This is a genomic window from Cupriavidus sp. SW-Y-13 (genome assembly GCF_009793345.1).
Lineage (GTDB): Bacteria > Pseudomonadota > Gammaproteobacteria > Burkholderiales > Burkholderiaceae > Cupriavidus.
Genome location: NZ_WHLX01000001.1, coordinates 2,622,763 through 2,648,764, shown reverse-complemented (window position 1 = coordinate 2,648,764; position 26,002 = coordinate 2,622,763). Strand labels below are relative to the sequence as shown.

Genomic DNA, 26,002 nt, shown 5'->3' with positions numbered 1-26,002 from the left:
AGCTACCGAGCGGGCGATGCCCGCAACGGCACGCTAGGGGATCTAACGAGGGGCCAGTATCCGGTTGCCACATCCCCTCGCGAGCGTATAGGAAAATTAGTTGAGTTTTTCGGGCAAATCAACCTTCTTTTCGGGGCGCATCATGGTGGCGCCACCACCCGTAGATGCGCACTGCCGCCGCGTTGCACGTTGGCTGCTTCGAGGATGGCGGCACTAATTTGCTCTAGCGCATTGAGTTTTACGTCCAAGGGGACTTGGGTGTAGTGCTTACTCAAAACGTCCGTTGCCGGTGGTGCGTGATTCACCAGCGTGCGGGTCACGCCGGATGGGATGCCGACGCGCGTAGCCATGCTGGCGAAGGTGCGGCGCAGGTCGTGACTAGTCCAGTCAAAGCCGCAAGCCTTGCTCAGGTTTTTATATGAGTCTGCCGCGTTCGTCACGTACCCCTTGGTGGCACGACCACGCCAGGTCGTCACCTGACTCGGGAACACGTAGCAGGAACTTCCGCGCGCGGTGTATCGCTGGCGCAAGCGCGCCAGCAGCCAGGACGGAATGGGTTGCTCCAGTGGACGTTTTCCCTTGGTATCCTTGATGGTCAACACGCCTGCTTGCACGTCGAGTTGCTTCCAAGTCATCGGCAAGATTTCGTTCAGGCGGGCACCGAGCAGCAGGCAACACCACCAGACGTCGTTCCATGGGTCCGGTGCGTTCTTCACTGCCGCAGCCCACGCGCGTAGCCGATCCGGTGTGACATAGCGGGTCTTAGCCGTGCTTTGCCCCCAGCCCTTCGGCAGGGAGGTCAGTGGGTTTGCCGTCAGAATCGGCAAGTCGCTTTCGTCACGGTGGACATCCATGTGGTGTCGCACGGCTGCCCGCAGTGCCTTGAATACGCTGTCGGCTTTCGCCTTCGATTCGACGGCCAATTCGTTGTATCGCTGCTTTACGGCTTTGCGCGTGAGCGCCTGCACTGGAGTGTCCAGCCAGTCCTTCAGGTGGCGCTCCACGTCGGCTCGGTATTTGGCGGACGTCTTAGGTTTGAGCTTCGGGCTGGCCTGAATGTACTCGTCTAGGACGTTCTGCACCGTCATGCCCTTGACCCTGGCCTTTTCCGCCGCTGCTCGTCGTTCGCGCTTCTTCTGGTTCGGGTTCTCGCCTCGGGCGACCTCTCCGCCGGCTTCCGCGGCCAACTTGCGAGCTTCTTCGACGGCAATCCCGCTGCCCAGAGTGACGCGGGTTGGCACGCCGTTGATCCGCCGGAACAGCGACCACGAAGCCACGCCGTTGCCAGTAATCCTGAGCTTCAGCCCCTTTACTTGGCTGTCCGAGAATTCCTCACGGTAGGCCGCTGTTGGCTTGCCCGCTCGCGCGGCTGCAGCACGAGTTTCCTCGATGGCAGTGCGCACGGATGCCTCAGTCCAGCGGTGCGTGCTGCGCGGCGGGATAGTCCAGTTCGCATCGCTCGACCCCGTGCCGGCGTTGGGCGGCAGAGTTGCCTCTGGGGTTACGCTGGGGTTACGGGGTGCACTGGTACTTTGCATGACTATCTTCGGGTTACATCAGGTTTCACTACGCGACGTTATAGCCAGCAAACCATTGCCAGTCAAGGTAATACAGGAAATGATAGTGGTCCGCTACGCCTCCGTCAGGATTCGCTCGGAAACCACAGCAAATAACTTTTAATCCGTTGGTCGCGTGTTCGAGTCACGCACGACCCACCAGCATTACGAAGGGCCTGTGGCGCAAGTCACAGGCCCTTTTTGCGTTTGGGTGTTTGGATGAATCAGACTGGCGGCGTTCGCACGAGCGGATCACGGAAGCCCGTGTCCAGCGGCACCGATACTTCGGGCGTTACGTCAGCGGGCCGCGCCGGTCGCCGCGTTGCCGGGCGTTTCGACTCGTTCCACGTCTTGTAGGCAAAGTATCCCGCGCCGGCGAGCGCGCCGATTTTCGACAGTTTCCAGGTCACGCGACCTACCGGCGTCCGGCGCAGCAGCGGAAGGGCCAGGGTGATGGCCGTGCTGAGCATCGGATAGTTGCGCGTGATGCCGAGCATCCTGAGCCAGCCCGACGAGCGCGTCAGGCTGGTCACACGGGGCAGCCACGCGCTGAAATTCGTCATGCGGCGCGCGCCGCCTTTGACTTGCTGCAGAGCCTGGTGGGCGTCATAGCGCTCGAGCGCGGCACGTGTGATCAGCAATTCCTTGCGTACAGCCAGCGGCAGCCTGACTTCCCGCGTGAAGCGGACGGGGCGGGGATGGTCGCGGCGCGGGTGGCTATCGAGGGATTCGTCTTCGGGCGTGGTCATTGGCGCAGCATCTCCCGGTCTTTATCGAGTTCAGCCAGTGTGGATTCGAACAGCGGAGGCGCGTTGCGAACCTTGTGGCGGGCGATCAAAAGGCAGGCGGCCGTGCAGATCAGGTAGAACACCACGATGGCGCCAATGGCCTGCCAGCGGTAGGTTTCCCAGAACAGGATGGCGATCAGCAGCGTGAAGGTCATCAGCGCCATGCCGAAGAAGACCAGGCCAAAACAGGCCAGCAACGCCACCTTCATCAGCCGGGTGCGCTCTTCGGCCAGTTCGACGCTGGCGAGTTCGAGGCGCGTCTGCAGCATCGACACGACCGAACCGGTCAGGTTGCGCAGGGAGTCCAGGAACTTGGGGGAAGGGGATTCGCTCATGCGGCTCCGGCGGAAAAGCGATGCGCCGGCAGGGCGGCATCTGCGTGGAAGAACCAGCGGCGGCCGATGGGGCCGCTCATCCAGTCCATATACAAATTGCATGCCACCGGCACAGATGCGCAGCCGGTGGCCGGTACGACAGTACGGGGCGTACTGCGGACGATGCTTACTTGCGGTTCAGCAGCAGGCCGATCAGCAGGCCCACGCCCGCTGCCACGCCCACGGCGCGCCACGGGTGGTCATGCACATAGTCATCGGTGGCACGGGCGGCTGCCTTGCTCTTGGTCACGACTGCGTCTTGCAGGTCCTGGGCCTTTTCCTTGGCTTGCTTCAGCAGGCCCATGCCACGCTCGCGCAGTTCGGCAGCTTTCTCGCCGGTGGTCGAGGCCGCTTGCTTAAGCAGTTCTTCGGCGTCGGACAGAACGGTCTTGACATCGCTCATCAGTTTCTCCTGTTTGCGGGCGGTTGGTTCAAGTGGTGACATTTTGCCTTGCTCGCACTGGCTTGTGGCGTTTCTTGTCGTCCAAGTAGCATATGTGGCGGTCGGCCACGGTTTCAAGCTCGTCAGTACAAGGCACCCTCGGGGATGTCACGCAACGTGTCATCGGCCGGCGGAGCAGGAAACTTAGCCCCGCTCCCAAAGTCTTTATGACTTCGAGTGATTTTGTAGTGACTTTATATTCGTTTGGGTTGGATGGCAATCTGGCTAAGCTGGTTCACCTGACCCTACATTTATTTACTTTTCTGTTTTCGGAGACTTTCATTCATGGCCCTGCGTCTTGGCGATATTGCACCGGACTTCGAGCAAGAATCGAGCGAGGGCACCATTCGCTTCCATGACTGGCTTGGCAATGACTGGGGTGTCCTGTTCTCGCACCCGGCCGACTACACCCCGGTTTGCACCACCGAACTGGGCCTGACCGCCAAGCTGAAGGGCGAATTCGAGAAGCGCGGTGTCAAGGCGATTGCCCTGTCCGTGGATAGCGTCGCGTCGCACAAGGGCTGGATCGGTGACATCAACGAGACCCAGTCGACCTCGGTCAATTTCCCGATCCTGGCCGACAGCGACCGCAAGGTCTCCGAGCTGTACGACATGATTCATCCGAACGCGAATGAGACGCTGACCGTGCGCTCGCTGTTCGTGATCGATCCCAAGAAGAAGGTCCGGCTGATCATTACCTATCCTGCAAGCACCGGTAGAAATTTCAACGAAATCTTGCGCGTCATCGATTCGCTGCAACTGACCGACAACCACAGCGTGGCCACGCCGGGCAACTGGCAGGACGGCGACGATGTGGTAATCGTGCCGTCGCTGAAGGACGAAGAGGTGATCCGCCAGAAATTTCCGAAGGGCTACAAGGCGGTGCGTCCGTATCTGCGCCTGACGCCCCAGCCGAACAAGTAAAGAAAAACCGGGTCCTAGGTATTCACCCGGCCCGGTCCAGTACTGCATGACTTTGTTGTAGAAGCTTTGTCGTAAAACGATGGGCGTGCCCGTCGTCTCCTTGGTAGTGTTGCTTCCGCCCGGCCACGTGCCGGGCTTTTTCTTTTTGCTGTGGCGTATCAGAAGAACGCTTGCAGACCGGTTTGGGCGCGGCCCAGGATCAGCGCGTGGATATCGTGCGTGCCTTCGTAGGTGTTGACCACTTCCAGGTTCACCACGTGGCGGATTACGCCGAACTCGTCCGAGATGCCATTGCCGCCAAGCATGTCGCGGGCTACGCGAGCAATGTCGAGCGACTTGCCGCACGAGTTGCGCTTCATGATCGAAGTAATTTCCACGGCGGCCGTGCCTTCGTCCTTCATGCGGCCCAGTCGCAGGCAGCCTTGCAGGCCCAGCGTGATCTCGGTCTGCATATCGGCCAGCTTCTTCTGCACCAGCTGCGTGGCGGCCAGCGGGCGGCCGAACTGCTTGCGGTCCAGCGTGTACTGGCGGGCGGTGTGCCAGCAGAATTCAGCGGCGCCCAGCGCCCCCCAGGCGATGCCGTAGCGGGCCGAGTTCAGGCAGGTGAACGGACCCTTCAGGCCGCTCACGTTGGGCATGATGTTCTCTTCGGGCACGAAGACCTGATCCATCACGATTTCGCCGGTGATGGACGTGCGCAGACCCACCTTGCCGTGGATGGCCGGAGCGGTCAGGCCCTTCCAGCCCTTTTCCAGGATGAAGCCGCGGATAGCTTCCTTGCCGTCATCGCCCATGAGCTTGGCCCAGACGACAAAGACATCGGCGATCGGCGAGTTCGTGATCCACATCTTGGCGCCGGACAGCTCGTAGCCGCCTGCTACCTTCTTGGCGCGCGTGACCATCGAGCCCGGATCGGAGCCATGGTTCGGCTCAGTCAGGCCGAAGCAGCCGATCCATTCGCCGGTGGCCAGCTTGGGCAGGTACTTCTGCTTCTGTGCTTCCGTGCCGAATTCATAGATCGGCACCATCACCAGCGACGATTGCACGCTCATCATCGAGCGGTAGCCCGAATCCACGCGCTCCACTTCACGTGCGATCAGGCCGTAGCTGACGTAGTTCAGGCCAGGGCCGCCGTACTGCTCGGGGATGGTCGGGCCGAGCAGGCCCAATTCGCCCATCTCGCGGAAGATCTCCACATCGGTCTTCTCATTGCGGAACGACTGCAGCACGCGCGGCATCAGCTTGTCCTGGCAATAGGCCGCGGCGGCGTCACGGATCATGCGCTCGTCATCGGTCAATTGCTGATCCAGCAGCAGCGGGTCGGTCCAGTTGAATTCGGCGTGTGCAGCCATGGAGGTCTCCTTCGTAGTTCGGCGAGTAAGGGTGGAATCCGGTTCAGCCAGATATTTTCTGGTTCCGCATTGCGGAACCTTGTTCCGATGAGCTAGTATAGCTGAACCCGTTTTCGCTGCAACAGGCGTTTTTGCGGCCCCGGCGAATTGCGTTCGACAATCGACCACACCCTTCTTTGACTGGAGTGCCGTCTTGGCTACCACCACCGCTTCCGCCGCCACCGATGCCGTCCGCGACGCCGCTGCACCCCGCGAACGCGAGAGTGATCCCAACTTCGTCACCGCGCTGGCGCGGGGTCTGGAACTGCTGCGCTGCTTCCGCACGGGCGAGGCGATGCTCGGCAATCAGGATTTCGTGCGCCGCACGGGGTTCCCCAAGGCTACGGTCAGCCGGCTGGCTGGCACGCTGGTGCAGTTGGGATACCTGCGCTACGACGACAGCCTGGGCAAGTATGCGCTCGATGCTGGCGTGCTGGCCCTAGGGTTCTCATACTTGGCCGCGTCCGATGTGGTGGCGCTGGCGCGCCCGCACATGCTGGCCTTTGCGCAGACGCATGGGGTGTCGGTGTCGCTGGGCAAGCGCGAGCGGCTGGAGGTGATTTACCTCGACTCGATCCGTAACGATGCGGGCGCGATGCTCGGACTGGGCGTGGGTTCGCGGCTGTCCCTGATATCGAGTTCGATGGGGCGCGCCTATCTGGCGGCCTTGCCGGCAGCCAGGCGCGAGCGGGTGCTGGGGGAGTTCTCGCAGGCGTTCCCGGAGCAGTGGAGGCAGCAGGAGACCCCGATGCGCGCCGCACTGGCCCAGGCCGAGCGCGATGGCTACGCGGCGTCGTTCCGCGACTGGCATCCGGCCATTCACGCGTGCGCCGTGGCGTTTCGTCCGGTGGGAGAGAAGGATTTGCACATGCTGAGTTGCAGTGCTTCGTATGGCGCGGTCAGCGAGGAAACGTTTCGCGAGACGCTGGCGCCGGCGCTGCAGGCGCTGGGGATGAGGTTGTCGGAGGTGGGGCGGTAAGGTCCGGTCTTCCCATTGTTTTCTCCCCTCTCCCTCTGGGAGAGGGGCGGGGTGTAGTGGTCCAATAAACCTGGACACCTCAAAAGGTAGACTTCGAGTCAACTGGAGAGGTGAAAAAATGGCACGCAAGGGCTTTACGGAAGAGTTCAAGGCTGACGCCGTGAATCTGGTACTGGAGCAAGGCTATTCGGTTACGCAGGCGGCCAAGGCGCTCGGCGTGGGTGAGACGGCGCTGAGACGCTGGCTTGGCGACCGGCAGCCGAAGGCAGCGCCGGTGGTTGTTGGACCGACGAACATGTCGCCAGACCAAGCGCGTATCCGCGAGCTGGAGAAGCAAGTGGCACGACTCGAACGGGAGCGTGACATCCTAAAAAAGTCCACGACCTTCTTCGTCAAGGAACTCGATCGCAATACGAAGTGATCGAGCAGGCGGAGAAGGTCTGGCCGGTGGCGGTCGTGTGCAAGGCGCTTGGCGCGCCGCGCAGTAGCTACTATGCGTGGAAGGCTCGGCGAGCCAGGCCCGACATGCAGAGCGAGGCGCTCGTGGATAAAGTCAGGCAGATACACGAGGAATGCGGTCAAAGCTATGGGACGCGCCGCATGTCTAAAGAGCTTCGCCGCGCGGGGCACAAGGTGGGGCGGCATCGGACCAGGAGCCTGATGCAGCAAGCGCAGGTGACGGTGCAGCGCAAGCGGCACCACTACTACTCGAAAGGCGGCAAATCCTCGGCTATCGCACCGAATCGGCTGAACCGGCAGTTCACGGTGTCGCTACCCAATCGGGTGTGGGCGGGCGATATCACGTTCGTGTGGACGCAGCAGGGATGGATGTACTTCGCTGTGGTGATCGATCTGTTCTCGCGTCGAGTGGTCGGCTGGGCATTCTCGGCGTGCGCCGACACCAGCCTGGTCACACGAGCACTGAACGTAGCTCTCGGCAACCGAAGGCCAACGGATGGATTGCTGTTCCATTCGGATCAGGGCAGTCAGGGCGGATTCAACCGGTCGTCGCAACACCTTTCACCAAGGAGGTGTTTATGGGACGACCAGCGGGATGGATGCAGAAGCTGACAGGCCGAGGAGTGATGCGGTCGCCAGGTGCACCATCGCATCGGCGTGAGACCGAGCGGCGATTTTGGGAGCAAATCGCGACAGGGGTTACCAGTGAGAAGGCTGCAGAGGCGGTTGGCGTGTCGCAGGCAGTAGGCACGCGATGGTTCCGGCATAGTGGCGGCATGCCACTATTTATGTCGATCCCCATATCCGGTAGGTACTTGTCGTTCCAGGAGCGAGAAGAGATTGGGTTACTTTCGCTGCAAGGCATTGGAATACGCGAGATCGCGCGCCGGATCGGACGTAGCCCGTCAACGGTCTCGCGGGAACTGAAGCGTAACGCCGCGACTCGTGGCGGCAAGCTCGAGTATCGGGCGTCGGTTGCACAGTGGAAGGCGGAACTGGTTGCCAAAAGACCCAAGCCGTCGAAACTGGTAGCCAACCCGCAGCTGCGCCGCTATGTGCAAGAGCGTTTGGAGGGCAAGGTACGTGCTTCGGATGGGGGCGAGATCTCTGGGCCTCGGCCATCGCAGTTCAAAGGGAGAAACAAACCGCATCGAGGTGACCGTAAATGGGTCCATGGCTGGTCGCCCGAACAGATTTCCAACCGGCTGCAGATTGACTTCCCGGATGAGGAATCCATGCGCATCTCTCACGAAGCCATTTACCAAGCTCTCTATATCCAAGGCCGAGGCGCTCTCAAGCGCGAACTGGTCAGTTGCCTGCGCACCGGGCGGGCATTGCGCGTACCGAGAGGCCGGGCACAAGCCAAGACCTGGGCGCACGTTAGCGAGGATGTGATGATCTCCAGCCGTCCTGCAGAAGCGGAGGATCGTGCTGTGCCGGGGCATTGGGAAGGTGACCTGATCATCGGCCTGAACCGCTCCGCAATCGGGACGCTGGTCGAACGATCAAGCCGATTCACTATGCTTGTTCACCTGCCTCGAGAGGAGGGTTACGGACTAATCCCCAGGACGAAGAATGGCCCTGCGCTGGCCGGCTACGGAGCTGTCACGATGGCAAATGCACTGAAGAGGACTGTAGTGGACTTGCCTCGCCAGTTGTGGCGATCATTGACTTGGGATCGTGGCAAGGAACTCTCCGATCATGCTCGCTTTACCGTTGAATCCGGAGTGCAGGTATTCTTCGCCGACCCGCACAGTCCATGGCAGCGTGGCACGAACGAGAACACGAACGGGCTCCTGCGACAGTACTTCCCGAAAGGCACCGACCTATCACGGTGGAGCGCTCGAGATATCCAAGCCGTTGCCAATGCACTGAATACTAGGCCGCGCAAGACGCTTGGTTGGAAGACACCCGCAGAAGCCCTGGAAGAGTATCTAAAATCTGCTCAACAATCTGGTGTTGCGACGACCGGTTGAATCCGCCCAGTACTCAAGCCTGTCGTTCCAGGCCAAACTGCAGAAAGAAGGCATTACGCCAAGCATGAGCCGGGCGGGGAATTGCTGGGATAACGCGGTGGTGGAGCGATTCTTCTGTGCACTCAAGGGCGAGCGCATCAGGGACCGTGCCTACCGCAATCACGCGGAGGCGAAGGCGGACATCACGGACTACGCGTTGTTCTTCTATAACCATCGCAGGCTTCACTCGGCGACGCAAGACATGCCGCCGGCCGAGTACGAGGCTTTAAAGAGTAGGTCTGCCTGAAAAAGTGTCCAAGATTACTTGACCACTACAGGGGTGAGGGCAAGCCGTGCAAATTGCGACTCGGTCGGCAAACAGAGCCGCTGGCCCTCACCCCCAACCCCTCTCCCGCAAGCGGGAGAGGGGAGAAAACAAGAGGGAGAGACAGACCTACAAATCCGTCCGCAACTTCCACAACTCCGGAAACAGCACCACGTCCAGCATCCTGCGCAGGTAGCTCACGCCTTCGGTGCCGCCGGTGCCGCGTTTGAAGCCGATCACGCGTTCCACCGTTGTGACATGGCGGAAGCGCCATTGGCGGAAGGCGTCTTCGAGGTCGACAAACTTTTCGCCGAGTTCGTACAGGTCCCAGTGCGCTGACGGATTCCGATAGATCTCAAGCCACGCGGCCTCGACCGATTCGTTGTAGGCCAGCGGCTCGGTCCAGTCGCGCTCCACCACGTTGGCGTCAATCGCAAAGCCGCGACGTGCCATCAGGCGAATCGCCTCGTCATACATCGACGGGGTTTGCAGTGCCGTTTCCACCAGCTTCATATGCTCGGGACGATGCGCATGGGGGCGCAGCATCGCCGCATTCTTGTTGCCGAGGATGAACTCGATCTCGCGGTACTGGTACGACTGGAAACCGGACGACGCACCCAGGTAAGGCCGCATTGCGGAGTACTCGGGCGGGGTCATCGTGGCCAGTACGTTCCAGGCTTGCACGAGTTGATCCATGATGCGCGAGACGCGTGCCAGCATCTTGAACGCAGGCTGCAACTGGTCTGTCTTCACGGATTCGCGCGCCGCGCGCAATTCGTGCAGCATCAGCTTCATCCACAGTTCGGTGGTCTGGTGCTGGACGATGAACAGCATCTCGTTATGGTCGGGCGAGAGTGGGTGCTGGGCCGACAAGATCTGGTCGAGACCCAGGTAGTCGCCGTAGCTCATGTCGCACGCGAAATCCATCTGCGCGCCATGCCAGCCCTCTGCATCGGCGCCTGCCGCAGGGGCGGCGCCGTGTCCCATCGGACATCCCTTGAATTCGCTCATGATCTGCTCCGCTCAGGTCACTGCGGTCCGCACGGCAAAGCGCGCGTCGCGGTACACGCGACTATCGAGCACGTCGCGCAGGATCTCCACGGCGTCCCAGACTTCGGTGAAGCTCGTGTACAGCGGCGTAAAGCCGAAGCGTGCGATGCCCGGTTCGCGGTAGTCGCCAATGACGCCACGTTCGATCAGCGCGGCCACCAGTGCATAACCGTCCGGGTGCGCGAAGCTGACCTGGCTGCCGCGCTTTGCGTGTTCGCGTGGCGTGACGAGCGTCAGCGGATGGTGTCCGCAGCGGGCTTCCACGAGTTCGATAAACAGATCGGTCAGCTTCAGCGATTTCGCGCGCAGGGCGGTCATGCTGGTCTGCGCGAAGATGTCGAGGCCGCATTCGACCATCGCCAGCGACGTGACTGGCTGCGTGCCGCAGAGGAAACGGTCGATGCCATTGGCCGGCACGTACTGCGGCGACATCGCGAACGGTGCGCGGTGGCCCCACCAGCCCGACAGCGGCTGCCAGAACTGGTCGCGCAGCGACGGTGATACCCAGACGAATGCCGGCGAGCCCGGACCGCCGTTCAGGTACTTGTACGTGCAGCCGATCGCATAGTCGGCACGGGCCGCGTTCAGCGACACGGGCACGGCGCCAGCCGAGTGAGCCAGATCCCAGACCGTCAGCGCGCCGCGTGCGTGCGCGAGTTCGGTCAGGCCAGCCATGTCGAGCATCTCGCCGGTCTTGTAGTTGACGTGCGTGAGCATCAGCACGGCGGTGTCGGCGCCTACGGCGGCGTCGATCTCGCTGGGGCTGTTGACGAGCCGGACTTCGTAGCCTTGCTGCAGCAGGTCGGCCAGGCCCTGGGCGATGTAGAGATCGGTCGGGAAATTGCTGGCCTCGGACACGATCACGCGGCGTGCCGGATCGCGCTGTTGCTGCACGCGCACGGCGGCAGTGAGCACCTTGAACAGATTGATCGAGGTGGTATCGGTGACCACCACCTCGTCATGACCGGCACCGATCAACGGCGCCAGCAGGTTGCCCAGCCGCTGCGGCAGGTCGAACCAGCCCGCCGTGTTCCAGCTGCGAATCAGGCCGTTGCCCCATTCGCTATTGACCACTTCCGAAGCCCGCGCAGCGGCGGTGCGCGGGCGCGCACCGAGCGAGTTGCCATCGAGGTAGATCACGCCTTCGGGCAGGGCGAACTGTTCACGGAGTGCGCGGAGCGGGTCGTCCCGGTCCATCGCCTCGCAGCGTGTATGCGTCAGGGTTGTCATATCGAATTCTGCTTGCAGGAGGGTAGGAGGTTGTTCAAAGCGCGCGCAGCACGGCACGTACCGGGCTGGCGTCGAGCGTTGCCAGTCGTAGTGGCAAGGCGATGAGTTCGTAGTCGCCAGCGGGCACGTCATCCAGCACGATGCCTTCGAGAATGGCGAGCCGATGGTCGCGCACGGCGTGGTGCGCATCCATGGTCTTGGAGGTTTCGGGGTCCAGCGACGGCGTGTCGATGCCGATCAGCTTCACGCCACGGCGGGCGAGCAGCGCGATGGTCTCGGGCGCTACGGCGCAGAACGCGGAATCCCAGGCGCCCAGCGGCGCGGTCTGGTACGTGCGCAACAGCACGCGCGGTGGCACGTCGCTCAAAGCATGGTCGATATGTTGCGGCTCCACACGCGGCGCGGCGCCGATGCAGTGGATCACGCGGCAAGGGCCGAGGTAGGCGTCGAGCGGCACCTCGCCAATCGGTGCACCGTCTGCCGCGTAGTGCAGCGGGGCATCGGCGTGCGCGCCCGTGTGCGGCGACATCGTGATCTTGCCCACGTTGACTGGGCAGTGCTCGTCGAGTTGCCACGCAGGCTCATGACGGAACGGCGTGTCGCCAGGCCAGACCGGCGTGGCGTTCGAGACCGGGGGCGTGATGTCCCAGAGGCGGCGGGAATCCGTGTGGACTATGGGGGCGTTCGGCATTGGGGCGTTGTCTCGGGGGCGTTTCTAAAGACGCGGTGCGTGCAGGGATCATAGTCAAAACCCGCGAGAAGAGGCTTGCGAAATGGGGCGTCGAAGCGCGGTTGTTTCGCATAGAATTGTGCGAATGGCACAAAAAACAGTGGATTCTGCGAAATGACCCTCGATCCAATCGATTTGCGCATCCTGACCGCGCTGCAGGAGAACGGACGCATCAGCAACCAGGACCTCGCCGACCGCGTGGCGCTATCGCCCTCGGCCTGTCTGCGGCGGGTGCGGTTGCTGGAAGAGAGCGGGGTGATTGGCGGCTACAACGCGTGGTTCGATGCGGAGCAGCTAGGGCTGGAGATCGAGGCCATCGTGCAGGTGTCGATGCGGCACGATGTGGAGGGATGGCACGACACGTTCAATGCCGTGGTGCAGACGTGGCCGGAAGTGCTGACAGCCTATGTGATTACGGGGGATAGCAACTACATCCTGCGCGTTCAGGCGCGCAACCTGAAGCACTACTCGGATTTCATCGTGAACCGGCTGTATCGCACGCCGGGAGTGATGGACATCCGCTCCAACATCGTGCTGCAGCGGATCAAGACCGATGGATCGCCGTTGGCGATCCTCAAGGAAAGTAACTAGCGGTCGGCAACTAGCGGTCAGTCGGGCAGAGCGGGCAGAGCGTGGAGAATTGCGCGCCCTGGAACACCAGCGGATCGCCGCCAGCATCCAGAATGCCGCAACGCTCCACTTCGCCGACGAAAATCGTGTGGTCGCCTTCGTCATAACGGCTGCGATTGTGGCATTCGAACCACGCCAGCGCGCTGCCGAGGATGGGCAGTCCGGTTTCGGACAGGCGATAGTCCACGCCGGCAAAGCGATCGCCCTTGAGCGTGGCAAAGCGTTGGCACAGGTCCAGTTGCGACGCCGCCAGCACATTGATGATGTAGTGCGAACCGTCGCGGAACATCGGCAGGCTGTTGGCGCGGTGGGCCATGCTCCACAGCACGAGCGGCGGCGACATCGATACCGAGTTGAACGAACTGGCGGTAATACCGATGAACGGCGCGCCGTTGGCATACGGATGGCCGGCCGCGCGGGTGGTAATCACCGTCACGCCGGTGGCGAACTGCGACAGCGCACGCTTGAAATGCTGGCTGTCGAAATCGGGAGCGGTGGCCGTGCGGCCCGTAACGGGGGCGTCGGCCTCTGGCATGCCCATCTCTCGGGCTCCACACAAATCCATGATCTTCATATCGGGTTGGCCGGCGCGCATTCAACACGCACAAGCTAATCCGCGGGGGCGGCAACTTCGGTGGCCTGCCGCACAAAAACCGTGCGACTGCGGAAGGCCCAATTGTAGCGGACATCGGACATGGGCTCCGGGGTGACCTTACCGGCAGATGTTCTATGTGATTCCGATGTCCTATGCGGTGCCGAGCCTGTCGGCAATCGCTGTGGCCAGCCCAACGATGCTGAGTGGCGCGCAGCCTTCGGCATTGTTGCTCACGATGACGTAGGCGGGCTGCCCGGCCTGCAGCGTGCGGACCACTACATCGGCGATGGCATTGCGCGTCTCGGCGTCCGGGTCCGCAAGCTTGTCGAAGGGGGAGAAGGCTTTCTCGGCCATCGCATAGGACCGGCCTTCGCGCAGCATCCAGCGCAGGACGAGTGGTCCGGGCGCGCCATCGTCCATCAGCGCCTGGGCTTGCGCCTGCCGGGGCACGGAAGGCAGACGATCCCGCGCGGCCAGGCAGAAGCGCACGCCGTGATCGCGCAGCAGGCGGATGTAGCGCGGCGTCAGCAGGGACGCGTCGCGCATTTCCACGGCATAGCAGGCGTTTGGCGTCAGCGTTGGTTCGAGCGGCGGCAGCGCGGCAAGGAATGCTTCGAGTCGCGCGAACAGCGCCGGGCCATCGTCGGCAAGACTCTGCAAAGGCGAAAGCTGGAACAGCAGGGGACCACAACGCGCGCCGAGTCCCGTTGTGGCCGGCTCGATAAAGTCGCGAATGGCGATTTCCGCGTCGAGAAATGCGGCATTGGCCAGGCGTCCCGCGCCGTCGGGGCCGCGCAGCCAGGCATCGCAAACGCTGGCCGGTGCCTTTACCAGGAAGCGGAAGTGCTCAGGCACCTGCGCTGCGTACCGCAGGTAATCGGTAATCGGAATGGGACCATAGAAGCCGCGATCGATACCGGCGGCGCGCAACAGCGGATGCTGGCCGCAGGCTTCCAGGCCCTTGCGCGACAGCAGGCTTTCCGTGTACTCGCCGTCGTAGACCATGCCGTGCCAGCCTGGGTACGACCACGACGACGTACCGAAATACAGGTTCGACGGCAGCCCCGCGGCGAGCGCGTTCAGGGCGGGGTCGTGCGTCCATGGCTGGACGACCTTGCCGACGGCTTGCTTCTTGACGGGTGTGGGCGTGGAGGCGGTGTCCGGCGACGCAGGTGCATCGCCGAACAGGTCGAGGTTAGGGGTCAATCTCAGCTGCTGGTTCCGATCGGAGAAGCGTAAATATAGCGCCGCGAGACCGGGAACGTATCGGCGGGGCGATCCGCCTTCTGGCAGATGACCTGGTAGATCGACATCTTGCCGGTGGTGAAGGCGTGTGCGCAGCCTGCCAGGTAGATGCGCCAGATGCGGTATTTCTTCTCGCCGACCATGGCCCGGATGGTCTCCGCATTGCTCTCGAAGTTCTCGGCCCAATGCCGCAACGTCTGCGCGTAGTGGCGGCGCAGCAGTTCCACATCGAAGGCTTCGAGCCCGCCCTTCTGGGCCGTGGTCAGCACCATGCCGATATGGGGCAACTCGCCTTGCGGAAAGACGTAGCGGTCCATGAAGGCGGACCCGTCCATTGGCACTTCGCCGCTGTCGGCATCGGGAGACGTGATGCCGTGGTTCAGCGCCACGCCGTCATCTTTGAGCAGGTCGCGGATACGGCCGAAGTAGCCGGGCAGGTTCTCCTTGCCCACATGCTCGAACATGCCGACGCTGGTGATGCGGTCGAACTGCCCCTGCGTGTCGCGATAGTCCTGCAGCCGGATCTCGATGCGGTCCTGCAGCCCCGCCGCCTTCACGCGCTCGGTGGCCATGTCGAACTGGTTCTGGCTCAGCGTGATGCCCACGCAGCGCGCGCCGAATTTCTCCGCTGCGCGGATGACCAGCGCGCCCCAGCCGCAGCCGATATCGAGCAACGTCTGGCCCGGCTGCAACTGCACCTTGGTCAGGATATGGTCGATCTTCTTGAGCTGCGCAGTGGCCAGGTCCTCGGTGCCATCCTCGAAGTACGCACACGAGTAGACCATGCGCGGATCGAGCCAGAGCTGGTAGAACGCGTTGGAGACGTCGTAGTGGTACTGGATCGACGCCTTGTCTTCTTCCTTGGTATGCGTGAAGTGGTCGGCCACCCGGGCGAGCATGCCGCCTGCCCGGCGGGCGGCCGCGGCAGAAAGGCCATAGCCCACCTTGATGATGTCGGCCAGCCGGCCGTCCAGGTCGATCTTCTCCTGGACATAGGCTTCGCCAAGATTATCAAGGCTTGGTACGAGCAGTAGGGGCAGGGCGGATGCCTCGCGCACGGTCAGCGTGACGTCCGGCTTTTCGAAATGGCCAAGCTGGTATTCACTGCCGTTCCACAGGCGGAGCCTGACTGGCAGGTTGGCGTGCTCCCGCACGTCGGAGATCCAGCTATCGAGCTGCTTTTCCAGGGCTTGTTTGAAGAACATGCGGCTTTCTCCCGATTGGTTCGTGATTCCTCTCGAAATGAAATGCCCCACGGTCGGCTGCGCTTACTGCGTGGATGCCGCAGCGCTGGCCTTGGGGGCCGCATCGATGCATGGCCGATGCGGCGGCACAGAAAACTTTACGCCAAATCCCCGGATTGTGCAGTGCGCGTCCCGCACCGTCAGTGCCTGTCAGGTCAGGCAGACATTTGCGCTCGGTCGCGGCTCAAGGCGAGAGACGCACGATCTGCCAGCTGCCGTCGGCCTGCTTGCGATAGCCAATGCGGTCGTGCAGTCGTGAAGGACGACCCTGCCAGAATTCCATCCATGTCGGGCTGACCCGATAGCCGCCCCAGTGCGGGGGACGCGGCGGGTTCTCGCCGTACTTGGTGCGGAAATCGGCTTCGCGCGCTTCGAGTACGTCGCGGCCCGAGACTTCGCGGCTTTGCTCGGAGGCCCAGGCGCCCAGGCGGGAGCCCAGCGGGCGCGAGGCGTAATAGGCGTCGCTTTCGGCATCGGCCACTTTCTCGACGATGCCCTCCACGCGCACCTGCCGTTCGAGCTGTACCCAATGGAATAGCAGTGCCGCGCGCGGATTGGCCCCGAGGTCCAGCCCCTTGCGGCTTTCGTAGTTCGTGAAGAACGTGAATCCGTGCTCGTCCATGCCCTTGAGCAGCACGATGCGCGCGGACGGCTGGCCGTCGCTGGCCACCGTGGCAAGCGTCATCGCGTTGGGTTCGGGGAGCTTGGATTGCATCGCCTCGTCGAACCAGCTCTGGAACTGGCGGATGGGGTCAGCGGCTACGTCGGATTCTGAAAGTGCGCTCAGCATGTAGTTGCGGCGCAGGTCGGCGAGTTGGGTCATGTCGCGGCTTGAAGGGTCAGGCGCGCGCGCGGAATCACGCGCGCAGATGCTTCGAGTATAGCGAATGCGCCGGGGAGCGCATTTGCGTTGCCGCAAGCAAAAATGGACGATTTACGAGTCCGCTGGTGAATCCTTCAGGGCAGGCGTTGCACCGATCTTGCGCGTCTGCCTGCGCGAGTAATAGTTCGCCACGCCCATCGCCCCTGCCATCGACAGGAAGATCGGCAGCATGCCCAGCGCGGTGCCCACCACGCCGAACGTGAGTGGCCACACTACCTGGCTGGTATTGAGCACGGCCGAGCGCAGCCCGAGCGCTTCGCCGGCACGGCCCGATGGCGACACGGTGTGGAGGATGTTCATGACGTTGGGCTGGGCGCTGCCGAGCGCGAGCCCCAGCACAAAAGCCAGCGCGCACATCAGCCAGAAATGCGCCACGAAGGGATAGACAAGGTAGGCCAGGCCGCCCACGAGCAAAGCCAGCCGGATGATCTTCCATTCGGAGAAGTGCCGCGACACCATTGGCATCGCCACACGAATCGCCAGCGTGGCCAGCGAAAAGGCGCCGAGCACCCAGCCGATCATCGATGGAGAAAGACCGATGCGTGTGCCTTGAATCGGAATCAGGAACGCGTGCAGATCCCACGCGGCGGAGAGCACGGCGCTGGCGACGAATACCGCGCGCAGTTCGGGATACTGGAGCAGGTCCAGCGTGGAGCGGCGCGAGCCGTCCTCGATGGCGAGGCGTCCCGCGTTGCCGCCCGTGGCGGGCAGGCGATGCCGCACGCGCTGCAACCCGATCACTCCGGCGAGCGCCACCACCACCAGCAGGCAGAAAGCCGGGCGGAAGCCCGCATGCTCGATGGTGTAACCCATGGCAACCGGGCCGAGCGTGCCTGAGATCGACAGGCCCAGCGCATGCCAGGTGTAGTTGCGCAGCCGGGTCTCGTTGGTTGATACCTGTCCGATCAGCAACTGCATGGCCACCTGCACCAGCATGAAGCCCACGCCGATCAGCGCGCAGGCGGCGTACAGCGCGGCGATGTCCGGCCAGACCGCCGGCAGCAGCGTACCGCCCACGACCATCAGCGAACCGGCCATCATCGGCAGCCGGGGACCGATCTCGTCGATGCGCTTGCCCGCGCGGATCGCCAGGAACATCGGCAACAGCGCGTAGAGCGACATCAGGATGCCCAGCGTCACCGTCGACGCCTTGAGCGAAATGGCAAAGAGGGAAACGACGACACGGCTGGCATTGAATGCCACGTGATTGCACACCGTCAACGCGATCAGCCATGTGATCGGCGGGACGGCAGCGTGAGGCAACGTCATGGGGGCGCGGGGGCAGGAATAGTGGATCGCGCCGCCGGCAAGGTCTCGATCCGGGCGAGAAGACGCGCGAAAAAGAAAAATGGATGCGGCCGAAGCCGCACCTGACAAAGCACCAAGGCCGGACTGGAACCCGGCAAAGGTGGCGATGCATGCCACTGTTGCTTAAATGCTTGATTAGTCAATGGCTGGAATGATTATGCGACTGCATTGGCCGCATGCACAACATCGGTGAAGGGGGAGGTGCGGATTTGCAACAGTCGTATGTGGGCTCCCCTCTCTCGGTTTTCTCCCCTCTCCCGCCTGCGGGAGAGGGGCTGGGGGGTGAGGGCCAGCGGTGCAAATTGCGACATGTAGGCAAGCAGAGCCTCCTGCCCTCACCCCCAACCCCTCTCCCACGTTGTGGGAGAGGGGAGCAGAACCCATCGGGGCGAGGATACGTTACCCCCCCTGATACAACTGCTTGTCATTCTCCGGCCGGTTCGGACTCTGTACTGACGGCGCAGGAATCCTTGGCTTGGTCGGCGCCGGGCCTGCCTCCCCGCGCGCAGCGTCGGACTTCGTCGGCGACTCCGGCACGGCCGGACCCGCTTGCTGGCCCTTCATGTCCGGGCCTTGATAACTCTTGCCCGGCGGCGGCGCCGTAGGCCGCTTCTTGAGGTCAGCCAGCAGATTGGCGCACTGGCTTTCGTCGCCGCCCGGCGAGATATCGAGCAGCGGGATCACCATCGCCACCGGTGCGGTCAATGCGAGCGCCAGTGCGCCACCGGCCCGCAGGGCCAGGATCGCGATGTTGGGGCTGACCGACGGATTCTTGAACGTGCCGCCTACGTAAAGCGGCGAGCGCAGCGAGATGATCCGCAGCCCCTTGGAATCCGGGTGGATGGTCAGTGCGAGTTGCTCGTCCTTGAAATTGATGCCGCCATCGACGTTGATCACCGCATCCTGCGTATCGAGCACGAATGTCTGAACGCGCGCCACACCGTCCTTGACGCCGAAGGCACTGACGCCGCAATTGATCTGCACGGGCTTGTCGCCGAACAGCTTGGAGATCACCACGCTGCCCACGTTAAGACCTACCGCTTCGAGTATGAACTTGCTGACCGTGCCGTTCTCCACCAGCAGCTTGGCCTCGCCGTTCGATGTGCCCAGCAGGGCCGCCACCGAGTTACCCGTGGCCGACAGCTTGGCGCTGCCGTTCACCTCACCGACGCTCGCGCGGGTGCTCTCCACCTTCGGGAACAGTTGCTTGAGCTTCAGGTGCCGCGCGGTCATGTCGAGCATCGCGGTCATCGGCTCGCGCTTGCCGTCGAGCTTGATCGTCGAGACGAGGTTGCCGCCGGCCATGCCGAAGTTCAGGGGATCGAGCAAAAGCACGCCGTCAGTCAGCTTCAGATGCGTGGTCAGGTCCGTGATGGGCAGGTCCTCGTCGCGGACGATGCGTTTGCCTGTGAATTTCACGTCGGCATCGATCTCGTCCCAACGCTCGGTGCGGAACGGCGCCACAGGCAGCGCCTTGTTCGGCGGCTGCTTGACCGGGCTTTCCTTGGCGGCCTGGCCCGGTTTGGCATCGGCGCCAATCAGCGGCGCGAGATCGGCGAACAGCAGTTGTTTCGATACCAGTTCGCCCGACAACAACGGACGCGGCGAGCGTTGCGCGAAGGTCAGCGTGCCGCCCAGATCGCTGCTACCTACCTTGCCGGTGAAGTCCCGGTACGTGTACGTCGAGGCGCCTTTCTTCAGCGTGGCCACCAGCCGGCCACGCGTGTCGTAGGGTGGCGTGGAAGGCAACACGATGCCGGTGAGCGGATACAGCGATGCCATGTTGTCGCCCGATAGCCGCAGGTTCACGTCGAGCGCGCCGAGGTGGGCCGGGTTGGTGACCGTGCCTTCGATCACCGCGCGCGTGGCACCTACGCGCACATCGGCCTGCACAGGGTAGGGCGTGTTCACATCGCGCAGGCTCAGCACCGTGCCGGCCTTGCCGGTGGCGTTGATCGTGGCCTTGTTGTAATGGCCCACTGCCTTCCAGCGGATGCCGTAGCGCTCGTTGTCCTTCGCGTCCTTGGTGTCCTTGTCCTGCTTGTTGTCCGCGGCTTTGGCGTCCGATGCGGCATCGCCCTGCGAAGCCGCCACTGCCGAAGCGTCCGATGGCATCAGCGCACCATCGCGAGCCTTGTCGTAAAGCGCCTGGTCGCCCACGGTATCGAGCGTGGCCTGCAGTTCGATCTTTTCGGCTGCATCGCTTAGCGCGAGATTGCCGCGCTGGAGTACGACCTCGCCAATGTCGAGGTGCCATTTCGATTGGCCGGAATCGGTCTCCTTGCGGGTATCGAAGGTCCAGTTATTGCGTTTGTCGGCGAGTCGTTCGAGCCAGACGGCCGGGCTGTCCACGACGATGGTCGGCACGTTGATTTCATGGGCCAGCAGCGGCAGCGGGCGCAGAATGAAGATCAGTTCGCGGATGGTGCCCATGTTGGGTGCGCGAGCCCAGTCGGGGTTGCCCACCGTGATGTCCCGTGCCGAGAGGCGGGGCCACGGCACGAAAGTGCGCCAGCCGGTCTCGCCCTGCGCGCGTTTCCACGTGACCACGAGGTCGCCGTTGATCGCGAAGGGACGGCCGATGGATTCAGATACCTTGTCGTTGAGCCACGGTTTGAGCCGGTTCCAGTCAAAGGTCAGGATGACGATGATGAGAATGGCGATCAGCGCCAGCGGCGTGAAAGCACTCCAGAAAATGATCTTGCGTCGACGCGAGGCGGGCATGGGAAACGCTCCGTTTTGTGGCTCCGTTTGTGCAGCCATGCGGCGGATAAACCACTACATGGATATTGTAGGGAGCCGTGTCCGGCGGAGTTGTCGGCGGTCGGCTGACATTGCGGTCGCCCGAAAGCCTATTTTTGGCGCGGATGCCATGGCGGCGGCTGGCTTAGAATGCCGGCAGCACAAACATTGATCGTCATGACCGCGAACTCCACGCCTGTGGCAGCGCATCACCTGCCCGACTCCCTTACCCATGAATCCGTTGCCGATGACGACTATCACCGTCGTTTTGGCGGCGTCGCGCGCCTGTACGGCACGGCCGGGCTGATCCGGCTGGAGCAGGCCAGGGTGTGTGTCATCGGCATCGGCGGCGTGGGCAGTTGGGCCGCCGAGGCGCTGGCGCGCAACGCGGTGGGCCACATCACACTGATCGATCTCGATCACATTGCTCCGTCGAACACCAATCGCCAGATTCACGCGCTGGGCGATGCCTATGGCCGCGCCAAGGTGGAAGCGATGGCCGAGCGCATCGTCGCGATCAATCCGCGTTGCCGGGTCACGGCCATCGATGACTTCGTGACGGAAGACAACGTGGCCGAATTGCTCTCGGGCTTCGACTACGTGATCGACGCCATCGACGCGGTCAAGGTAAAGACCGCCATCCTCGGCTGGGCGCGCGGCGCCGGTGTTCGGGTCATTACGTGTGGCGGGGCGGGTGGTCAGCTCGACCCCACGCGCGTCAGTATCGAGGATCTGTCTCGCACCATTCAGGATCCGCTGCTCGCGAAAGTGCGCGGCAACCTGCGCAAGCAGTGGAATTTTCCGCGCGATCCGAGAAAGAAATTTGGCATCCAGGCCGTCTATTCGGACGAGCCACTGAAATACCCCGAACCCGAGCAGCAGGCGTGCGAAATCGACGAGGTGCCGCCCGCGCCGCGTCAGGCGCCGCAAGGACTGGCCTGCGCGGGCTTCGGATCGTCGGTGGTGGTGACCGCCGTGTTCGGCTTCGTCGCAGCCTCGGCCGTGATCGGGACGATTGCCGCCGAGAACTAGGCCGCCAGTGTACGGATCAACTGGTCCACCTCGGCTTGGCCGGGTGCCTGATTGTCGAAGAAGATCAGTTCGGGATACTCGCCCGGATCTGGCGAGAAGCGGCGCTTGCGATACGCGTCCCAGTGCGTGAGCTTGTACGCATCGTTGGGATTGCCACGCTGGATGATGCGCGCGTGAGCCTCGTCCTCGGGCAGATGCACCCAGACAATGCGCGTCCGCGTACCGTCAGGCACGCGCAGCCATTGCGGATCGATCAACTGGTGTGCGCGGATTTCCCGCGATAGCGGCCCGATCACGATCACGCTGATGCCGAGCATCAAATTCTCCCGCGCGGTATCGAGCAGGCCCTCGTATTCGGGATCACGCAGGTTATCGAGGTAGGCCGGGCTGTCGCGGTCGTTGGGGTCGCCGGTAATGGCGCGCATTGCCGCGGCGCTGTAGTTACCGTAGAGCGTGTCCTTGTCGAGGAGACAGAACGGTTCGCCGGTGGCCTGCATCAACGGCCCGATCAGCCGATGCGAGAGCGAGGTCTTGCCGGTGCCGGCGTGTCCGCAGAAGAAAATCAGTCGTGGCATATCGGTGGCCTGCAGGAAAGCATGAAGGCCAAGCATACCGGGCTTTGCGCAAAATCAGATCGGCTCGCGGGGAAATCGGTATCCTTTCCGCCTATCTCAAAGAAAAAGCGACCAGTCGCCATGTCCGCTTCCCCAGCACAAGATTCCCTCCATCCTTCCTCCAATCCCTACGAAGGGCTTTCCTCGGAAGGCTTGCCCGACGCACTGCGGCTTGGCGAGCCCGTCACTGATGCCACGCACGCCGAGTTCCTGCAGCTACTGGATGTAGCCGTCAAGGCGGACGACGCGGGCTTCCTGGCTGCGTTCGACGCCTGGATCGACCACACGCGCCATCATTTCGAGCAGGAAGAGCAATGGATGGAGGCAATGGATTTCGGCCCGCGTTTCTGCCACGCCAACGAGCACAAGGGTGTGCTGCAGGTCTGCGAAGCGGTGCGCAACAAGATTGCCGAAGAACAGGAAGATCCCGAAGGATCGGGCAAAGGCGGCCTCGATCTGGGCCGCCGGCTGGTGGGTGAACTGTCAGCGTGGTTCGACAATCATGTGAAGTCGATGGACACGATGATGGTCGAACATATGAAGGCGAACGGGTTTTCGTTGGTGGAGGCAGGGGCCGCTTAATCCTCGCTTTGGTTTTCTCCCCTCTCCCAGAGGGAGAGGGGAACAACACCCGCAGACGGCGAGTGTTAATTCAACGCCGTCGCCAACTGCCGCCGCCATTTCGACACCACGGCGGGTGCTTCCGTCGCCATCAGGTCGAAGACAGACAGCATCGTCTTGCGGCCGATGTCGTCTTCGAAGCTGCGGTCGCGGCGAACGATTTCCATCAGTTGTTCCAGCGCAGGTTCGTATTCGCGACGTGCGATCAGGATCTTGGCGAGTTCCAGCCGGACGCCGAGGTTGGCCGGCTCGGATGCCACCTGGGCCTTGAGATCGGCGCCATCGGGCAGGTCGTTCAATCCGGCCATCGCTTCCTTCATCGCATCGAGCCGGGTTTGCAGCGCGGCGTAACCATCCTCCTGCGGCGCGCGCGGGGTGAGCTGGCCGAACTCGGCTTCGGCGGCGTCCAGTGCGTTGCCATCGAGCAGGAAACTGATGAATTCGAGTCGCGCCGCGTCGTTCTCTGCATCGGCTGCCAGCACGGCCTGCCATGCCGCAGTGGCTTCGTCACGCTGGTTTGCTGCCGTCAGCTCGCGCGCATGCTGCAGGGCCAGGACACTTTCGTCCGGTCCCAGCGTGGCGATGAAATCGCACAGTTGCGATTCCGGCAGCACGCCAACAAACTGGTTCACCGCCTGCCCGCCCGCGAACGCGACGACGTGCGGAATGCTGCGTACGCCGAAATGGGCAGCCAGTTGCTGGTTCTCGTCGACGTTGACCTTCACGAGCTTCCATTGGCCGGCGCCTTCGGCTTCCAGCTTTTCCAGCATCGGTCCAAGTGTGCGGCACGGACCACACCACGGTGCCCAGAAATCGACCAGCACCGGCACGGGGCTGTTGATGACTTCGGCTTCAAAATTCTGCAGGGTGACGTCGCTCATGTTCTGCACCTCGGAAATCGGATGGGCCAAAAACATGGCCGGATCTTCCCATTGTGAGGGCGACGCCGCAGATTGCAACCGGGCGCCCTCCGCGGACCCCTCCATAGGCGGGAAAACCTCCGGTTGAAAATAGAACGGTCGTTCAGTTATATTGTTTGACTGCTGCGCAAGGCCCGCCTTGCGCCCCATGCGAATTCGAAAAACCGGTCACCAAGACCGTCCGCAGGAGACACCATGACCACCAAGCCCGCCCGTCCGCATTTCCAGTTCTGGCCCAAGCGTGCGCCGACCGAGATCGTGCTGCCGGAGACCTCGCTCTGGTACAACCTCGAAGTCTCGGCCCATCGTTTTGCGGACAAGGCGGCGATCCGGTATTTCGGCAATGCCATCACGTTCCGCGCGCTGCAGGAGCAGGCCACAGCGCTGGCCGGCTGGCTGCAGCAGAAGGCAGGCGTGAAGAAGGGCGATCGCGTGCTGCTGTACATGCAGAACTGCCCGCAGTTCATCATCAGCTACTACGCGATCCTGCGCGCAGATGCCGTGGTGGTGCCGGTCAACCCGATGAACCGGTCCGAAGAGTTCAAGCACTACGTGACCGATGCGCAAGCCTCTGTCGCCATCTGCACGGCGGATCTGGCCGCCGGGGTCATGCAGGCCGACGGCGAGTTGCCGGCCGCAGAGCGGCTCAAGCATCTGCTGGTGACGCAGTACGCCGATGCGCTGCCGCCTTCCCATGAATTTCCCGAGGATGCCCCGCCTGCCTGGCTGACCGCCCAGCATCCGCTGCCGGTTTTGGCCACGGCGTGGACCGAGGCGCTCGGCGCCGCGTTGCAGCCCGGCCCGCATACAGCAGGCCCCGACGACATGGCCGTGATGCCCTACACCTCGGGGACCACGGGCTTCCCCAAAGGCTGCATCCACACGCACCGCTCCGTCATGCACAACGTGGTGGGCGGATCGACATGGTCGGGTAGCGGCGCCGAATCGGTGCTTCTTTCCGTGCTCCCGCTGTTCCATGTGACGGGCATGCAGTACGGCATGAACGGCCCGATCTACTCGGGCGCCACGGTCGTGATGCTGCCGCGCTGGGATCGCGAGGTGGCCGGCCGCCTGATTTCGCGCTACCGGGTCACGCACTGGACCAACATCCCGACCATGGTCATCGACTTCCTGGGCAGCCCGAACCTGGCATCGTTCGACCTTGGCAGCCTGCGCTACATCGGCGGCGGCGGCGCGGCCATGCCGCAGGCCGTGGCCGAGCGGCTGAAGACGCAGTTCGGCCTGAGCTACCTGGAAGGCTATGGCCTGTCGGAAACGATGGCGCCGACGCACAGCAATCCGTCAGAGCGCGCCAAGCTGCAGTGCCTGGGCATGCCGACATTCAACACCGATGCCCGCATCGTGGACCCGGTGACGCTCGAGGAATTGCCGCCGAACGAGGTGGGCGAGATCATCGTGCGCGGCCCTCAGGTGTTCAAGGGCTACTGGCGCAAGGAAGACGCCACGCGCGATGCCTTCATCGAATTCGAAGGCCAGACCTATTTCCGCACGGGCGACCTGGGCCGGATGGACGAGGAAGGCTACTACTTCATCACCGACCGCCTCAAGCGCATGATCAATGCGTCGGGCTTCAAGGTCTGGCCGGCCGAGGTGGAGAACCTGCTGTACAAGCATCCGGCCGTGCAGGAAGCGTGCATCATCGGCACCCGCGATGCGTATCGCGGCGAGACGGTGAAGGCCGTGGTGGTGCTGCGCGCCGACGCCAAGGGCAAGACCTCGCCCGACGACATCATCGAATGGGCCAAGGAAAACATGGCCGCCTACAAGTATCCGCGCGTAGTGGAGTTTGTCGACGCACTGCCGAAGTCGGGCACAGGCAAGGTGATGTGGCGCGCGTTGCAGGAATCGGAGAATGCGAAGCAGGGGGCTGCGGCGTAGGGGTTTGACCCTGCCTCGGGTTTTCTCCCCTCTCCCGCACGCGGGAGAGGGGCGGGGGTGAGGGCA

At 62.9% G+C, this 26,002-nt stretch carries 26 protein-coding genes; 10 read left to right on the top strand and 16 right to left on the bottom strand.

Annotated features, from left to right (window positions below):
• Positions 1-140 precede the first annotated feature (140 nt).
• The 4 genes from GA566_RS11840 to GA566_RS11825 form a co-directional block, all read right to left on the bottom strand.
• Positions 141-1,403, bottom strand: a complete 1,263-nt coding sequence (locus GA566_RS11840; protein ID WP_160472836.1) for an integrase family protein — start codon at positions 1,401-1,403, stop codon at positions 141-143.
• 377 nt (positions 1,404-1,780) lie between these two features.
• The gene (locus GA566_RS11835; RefSeq protein WP_160472835.1) at positions 1,781-2,305 is read right to left on the bottom strand and encodes a DUF3318 domain-containing protein; all 525 of its coding nucleotides are present in this window, start codon (positions 2,303-2,305) and stop codon (positions 1,781-1,783) included.
• A complete protein-coding gene (locus tag GA566_RS11830; protein WP_137925152.1) occupies positions 2,302-2,679 on the bottom strand; it encodes a phage holin family protein in 378 nt (125 codons plus the stop codon). Before GA566_RS11830 ends, GA566_RS11835 begins: the two co-directional genes overlap by 4 nt.
• 166 nt (positions 2,680-2,845) lie before the next feature.
• Positions 2,846-3,163, bottom strand: a complete 318-nt coding sequence (locus GA566_RS11825) for a DUF883 family protein (protein WP_317915246.1) — start codon at positions 3,161-3,163, stop codon at positions 2,846-2,848.
• Positions 3,164-3,445: 282 nt separating this feature from the next.
• Here GA566_RS11825 and GA566_RS11820 point away from each other — a divergent pair, with 282 nt between their 5' ends.
• Entirely contained in the window at positions 3,446-4,084 is a 639-nt protein-coding gene (locus tag GA566_RS11820) for a peroxiredoxin (RefSeq protein WP_137925153.1), read from the top strand.
• Between the two features lie 158 nt (positions 4,085-4,242).
• Here GA566_RS11820 and GA566_RS11815 read toward each other — a convergent pair whose 3' ends face one another.
• Positions 4,243-5,436 (bottom strand): acyl-CoA dehydrogenase, encoded by a 1,194-nt coding sequence (locus GA566_RS11815; RefSeq protein ID WP_160472834.1) that lies wholly within the window; start codon positions 5,434-5,436, stop codon positions 4,243-4,245.
• A 193-nt stretch (positions 5,437-5,629) separates the two neighbouring features.
• Between GA566_RS11815 and GA566_RS11810 the strand changes: the two genes are divergently transcribed.
• The 5 genes from GA566_RS11810 to GA566_RS11790 all read left to right on the top strand — a co-directional run bounded on the left by GA566_RS11810 (position 5,630) and on the right by GA566_RS11790 (position 9,175).
• Positions 5,630-6,454 carry an IclR family transcriptional regulator gene (locus GA566_RS11810; protein ID WP_137925155.1) on the top strand — a complete coding sequence of 275 codons (825 nt, stop codon included), beginning with the start codon at positions 5,630-5,632 and terminating at the stop codon, positions 6,452-6,454.
• A 118-nt stretch (positions 6,455-6,572) separates the two neighbouring features.
• The gene (locus GA566_RS11805; RefSeq protein ID WP_160472833.1) at positions 6,573-6,875 is read left to right on the top strand and encodes a transposase; all 303 of its coding nucleotides are present in this window, start codon (positions 6,573-6,575) and stop codon (positions 6,873-6,875) included.
• Positions 6,872-7,525 carry an IS3 family transposase gene (locus GA566_RS11800; RefSeq protein ID WP_370459290.1) on the top strand — a complete coding sequence of 218 codons (654 nt, stop codon included), beginning with the start codon at positions 6,872-6,874 and terminating at the stop codon, positions 7,523-7,525. Before GA566_RS11805 ends, GA566_RS11800 begins: the two co-directional genes overlap by 4 nt.
• Positions 7,513-8,889, top strand: a complete 1,377-nt coding sequence (locus tag GA566_RS11795; protein ID WP_160472234.1) for an IS30 family transposase — start codon at positions 7,513-7,515, stop codon at positions 8,887-8,889. Before GA566_RS11800 ends, GA566_RS11795 begins: the two co-directional genes overlap by 13 nt.
• The gene (locus GA566_RS11790) at positions 8,873-9,175 is read left to right on the top strand and encodes an integrase core domain-containing protein (RefSeq protein ID WP_160472438.1); all 303 of its coding nucleotides are present in this window, start codon (positions 8,873-8,875) and stop codon (positions 9,173-9,175) included. The genes GA566_RS11795 and GA566_RS11790 overlap by 17 nt, the downstream gene beginning before the upstream one ends.
• 147 nt (positions 9,176-9,322) lie before the next feature.
• Here GA566_RS11790 and kynA read toward each other — a convergent pair whose 3' ends face one another.
• From kynA to kynB, 3 genes are read right to left on the bottom strand one after another with little or no spacing between them, the layout of a single operon-like run.
• The gene (gene kynA, locus GA566_RS11785) at positions 9,323-10,204 is read right to left on the bottom strand and encodes a tryptophan 2,3-dioxygenase (RefSeq protein ID WP_160472832.1); all 882 of its coding nucleotides are present in this window, start codon (positions 10,202-10,204) and stop codon (positions 9,323-9,325) included.
• A 12-nt stretch (positions 10,205-10,216) separates the two neighbouring features.
• Complete coding sequence (gene kynU / locus GA566_RS11780) at positions 10,217-11,473, bottom strand: kynureninase (protein WP_160472831.1); 1,257 nt, start codon at positions 11,471-11,473, stop codon at positions 10,217-10,219.
• A gap of 34 nt (positions 11,474-11,507) precedes the next feature.
• Positions 11,508-12,164 (bottom strand): arylformamidase, encoded by a 657-nt coding sequence (gene kynB / locus GA566_RS11775; protein WP_160472830.1) that lies wholly within the window; start codon positions 12,162-12,164, stop codon positions 11,508-11,510.
• Between the two features lie 153 nt (positions 12,165-12,317).
• Between kynB and GA566_RS11770 the strand changes: the two genes are divergently transcribed.
• On the top strand, positions 12,318-12,794 hold the full coding sequence (locus tag GA566_RS11770) for an Lrp/AsnC family transcriptional regulator (protein ID WP_160472829.1): 477 nt from the start codon (positions 12,318-12,320) through the stop codon (positions 12,792-12,794).
• Positions 12,795-12,804: 10 nt separating this feature from the next.
• Here GA566_RS11770 and GA566_RS11765 read toward each other — a convergent pair whose 3' ends face one another.
• From GA566_RS11765 to GA566_RS11740, 6 genes are all read right to left on the bottom strand, one after another.
• Positions 12,805-13,374: a flavin reductase family protein gene (locus tag GA566_RS11765; RefSeq protein WP_137925160.1), complete on the bottom strand. Its 570-nt coding sequence runs from the start codon at positions 13,372-13,374 to the stop codon at positions 12,805-12,807.
• A 204-nt stretch (positions 13,375-13,578) separates the two neighbouring features.
• Positions 13,579-14,634, bottom strand: coding sequence for a DUF72 domain-containing protein (locus tag GA566_RS11760; RefSeq protein WP_160472828.1), 1,056 nt, complete (start codon positions 14,632-14,634; stop codon positions 13,579-13,581).
• Between the two features lie 2 nt (positions 14,635-14,636).
• On the bottom strand, positions 14,637-15,878 hold the full coding sequence (locus tag GA566_RS11755; protein WP_137925162.1) for a cyclopropane-fatty-acyl-phospholipid synthase family protein: 1,242 nt from the start codon (positions 15,876-15,878) through the stop codon (positions 14,637-14,639).
• A gap of 223 nt (positions 15,879-16,101) precedes the next feature.
• Entirely contained in the window at positions 16,102-16,740 is a 639-nt protein-coding gene (gene pdxH / locus GA566_RS11750; RefSeq protein ID WP_137925163.1) for a pyridoxamine 5'-phosphate oxidase, read from the bottom strand.
• 111 nt (positions 16,741-16,851) lie between these two features.
• Positions 16,852-18,069, bottom strand: coding sequence for an MFS transporter (locus tag GA566_RS11745; RefSeq protein ID WP_160472827.1), 1,218 nt, complete (start codon positions 18,067-18,069; stop codon positions 16,852-16,854).
• 438 nt (positions 18,070-18,507) lie between these two features.
• Positions 18,508-20,832, bottom strand: a complete 2,325-nt coding sequence (locus GA566_RS11740; RefSeq protein ID WP_160472826.1) for an AsmA family protein — start codon at positions 20,830-20,832, stop codon at positions 18,508-18,510.
• Positions 20,833-21,027: 195 nt separating this feature from the next.
• Here GA566_RS11740 and tcdA point away from each other — a divergent pair, with 195 nt between their 5' ends.
• On the top strand, positions 21,028-21,882 hold the full coding sequence (gene tcdA / locus GA566_RS11735) for a tRNA cyclic N6-threonylcarbamoyladenosine(37) synthase TcdA (protein WP_160472825.1): 855 nt from the start codon (positions 21,028-21,030) through the stop codon (positions 21,880-21,882).
• Here tcdA and GA566_RS11730 read toward each other — a convergent pair.
• Positions 21,879-22,457, bottom strand: a complete 579-nt coding sequence (locus GA566_RS11730) for an ATP-binding protein (protein WP_160472824.1) — start codon at positions 22,455-22,457, stop codon at positions 21,879-21,881. The two genes, tcdA and GA566_RS11730, sit on opposite strands and share 4 nt — an antisense overlap.
• A gap of 120 nt (positions 22,458-22,577) precedes the next feature.
• Here GA566_RS11730 and GA566_RS11725 point away from each other — a divergent pair, with 120 nt between their 5' ends.
• Entirely contained in the window at positions 22,578-23,078 is a 501-nt protein-coding gene (locus GA566_RS11725) for a bacteriohemerythrin (protein WP_137925168.1), read from the top strand.
• Between the two features lie 65 nt (positions 23,079-23,143).
• Here GA566_RS11725 and trxA read toward each other — a convergent pair whose 3' ends face one another.
• Positions 23,144-23,998, bottom strand: coding sequence for a thioredoxin (gene trxA / locus GA566_RS11720; RefSeq protein WP_160472823.1), 855 nt, complete (start codon positions 23,996-23,998; stop codon positions 23,144-23,146).
• A 234-nt stretch (positions 23,999-24,232) separates the two neighbouring features.
• On the opposite strand from trxA, the gene GA566_RS11715 reads away from it, so the two are divergent.
• Positions 24,233-25,936, top strand: a complete 1,704-nt coding sequence (locus GA566_RS11715) for a long-chain fatty acid--CoA ligase (RefSeq protein WP_160472822.1) — start codon at positions 24,233-24,235, stop codon at positions 25,934-25,936.
• Positions 25,937-26,002 lie beyond the last annotated feature (66 nt).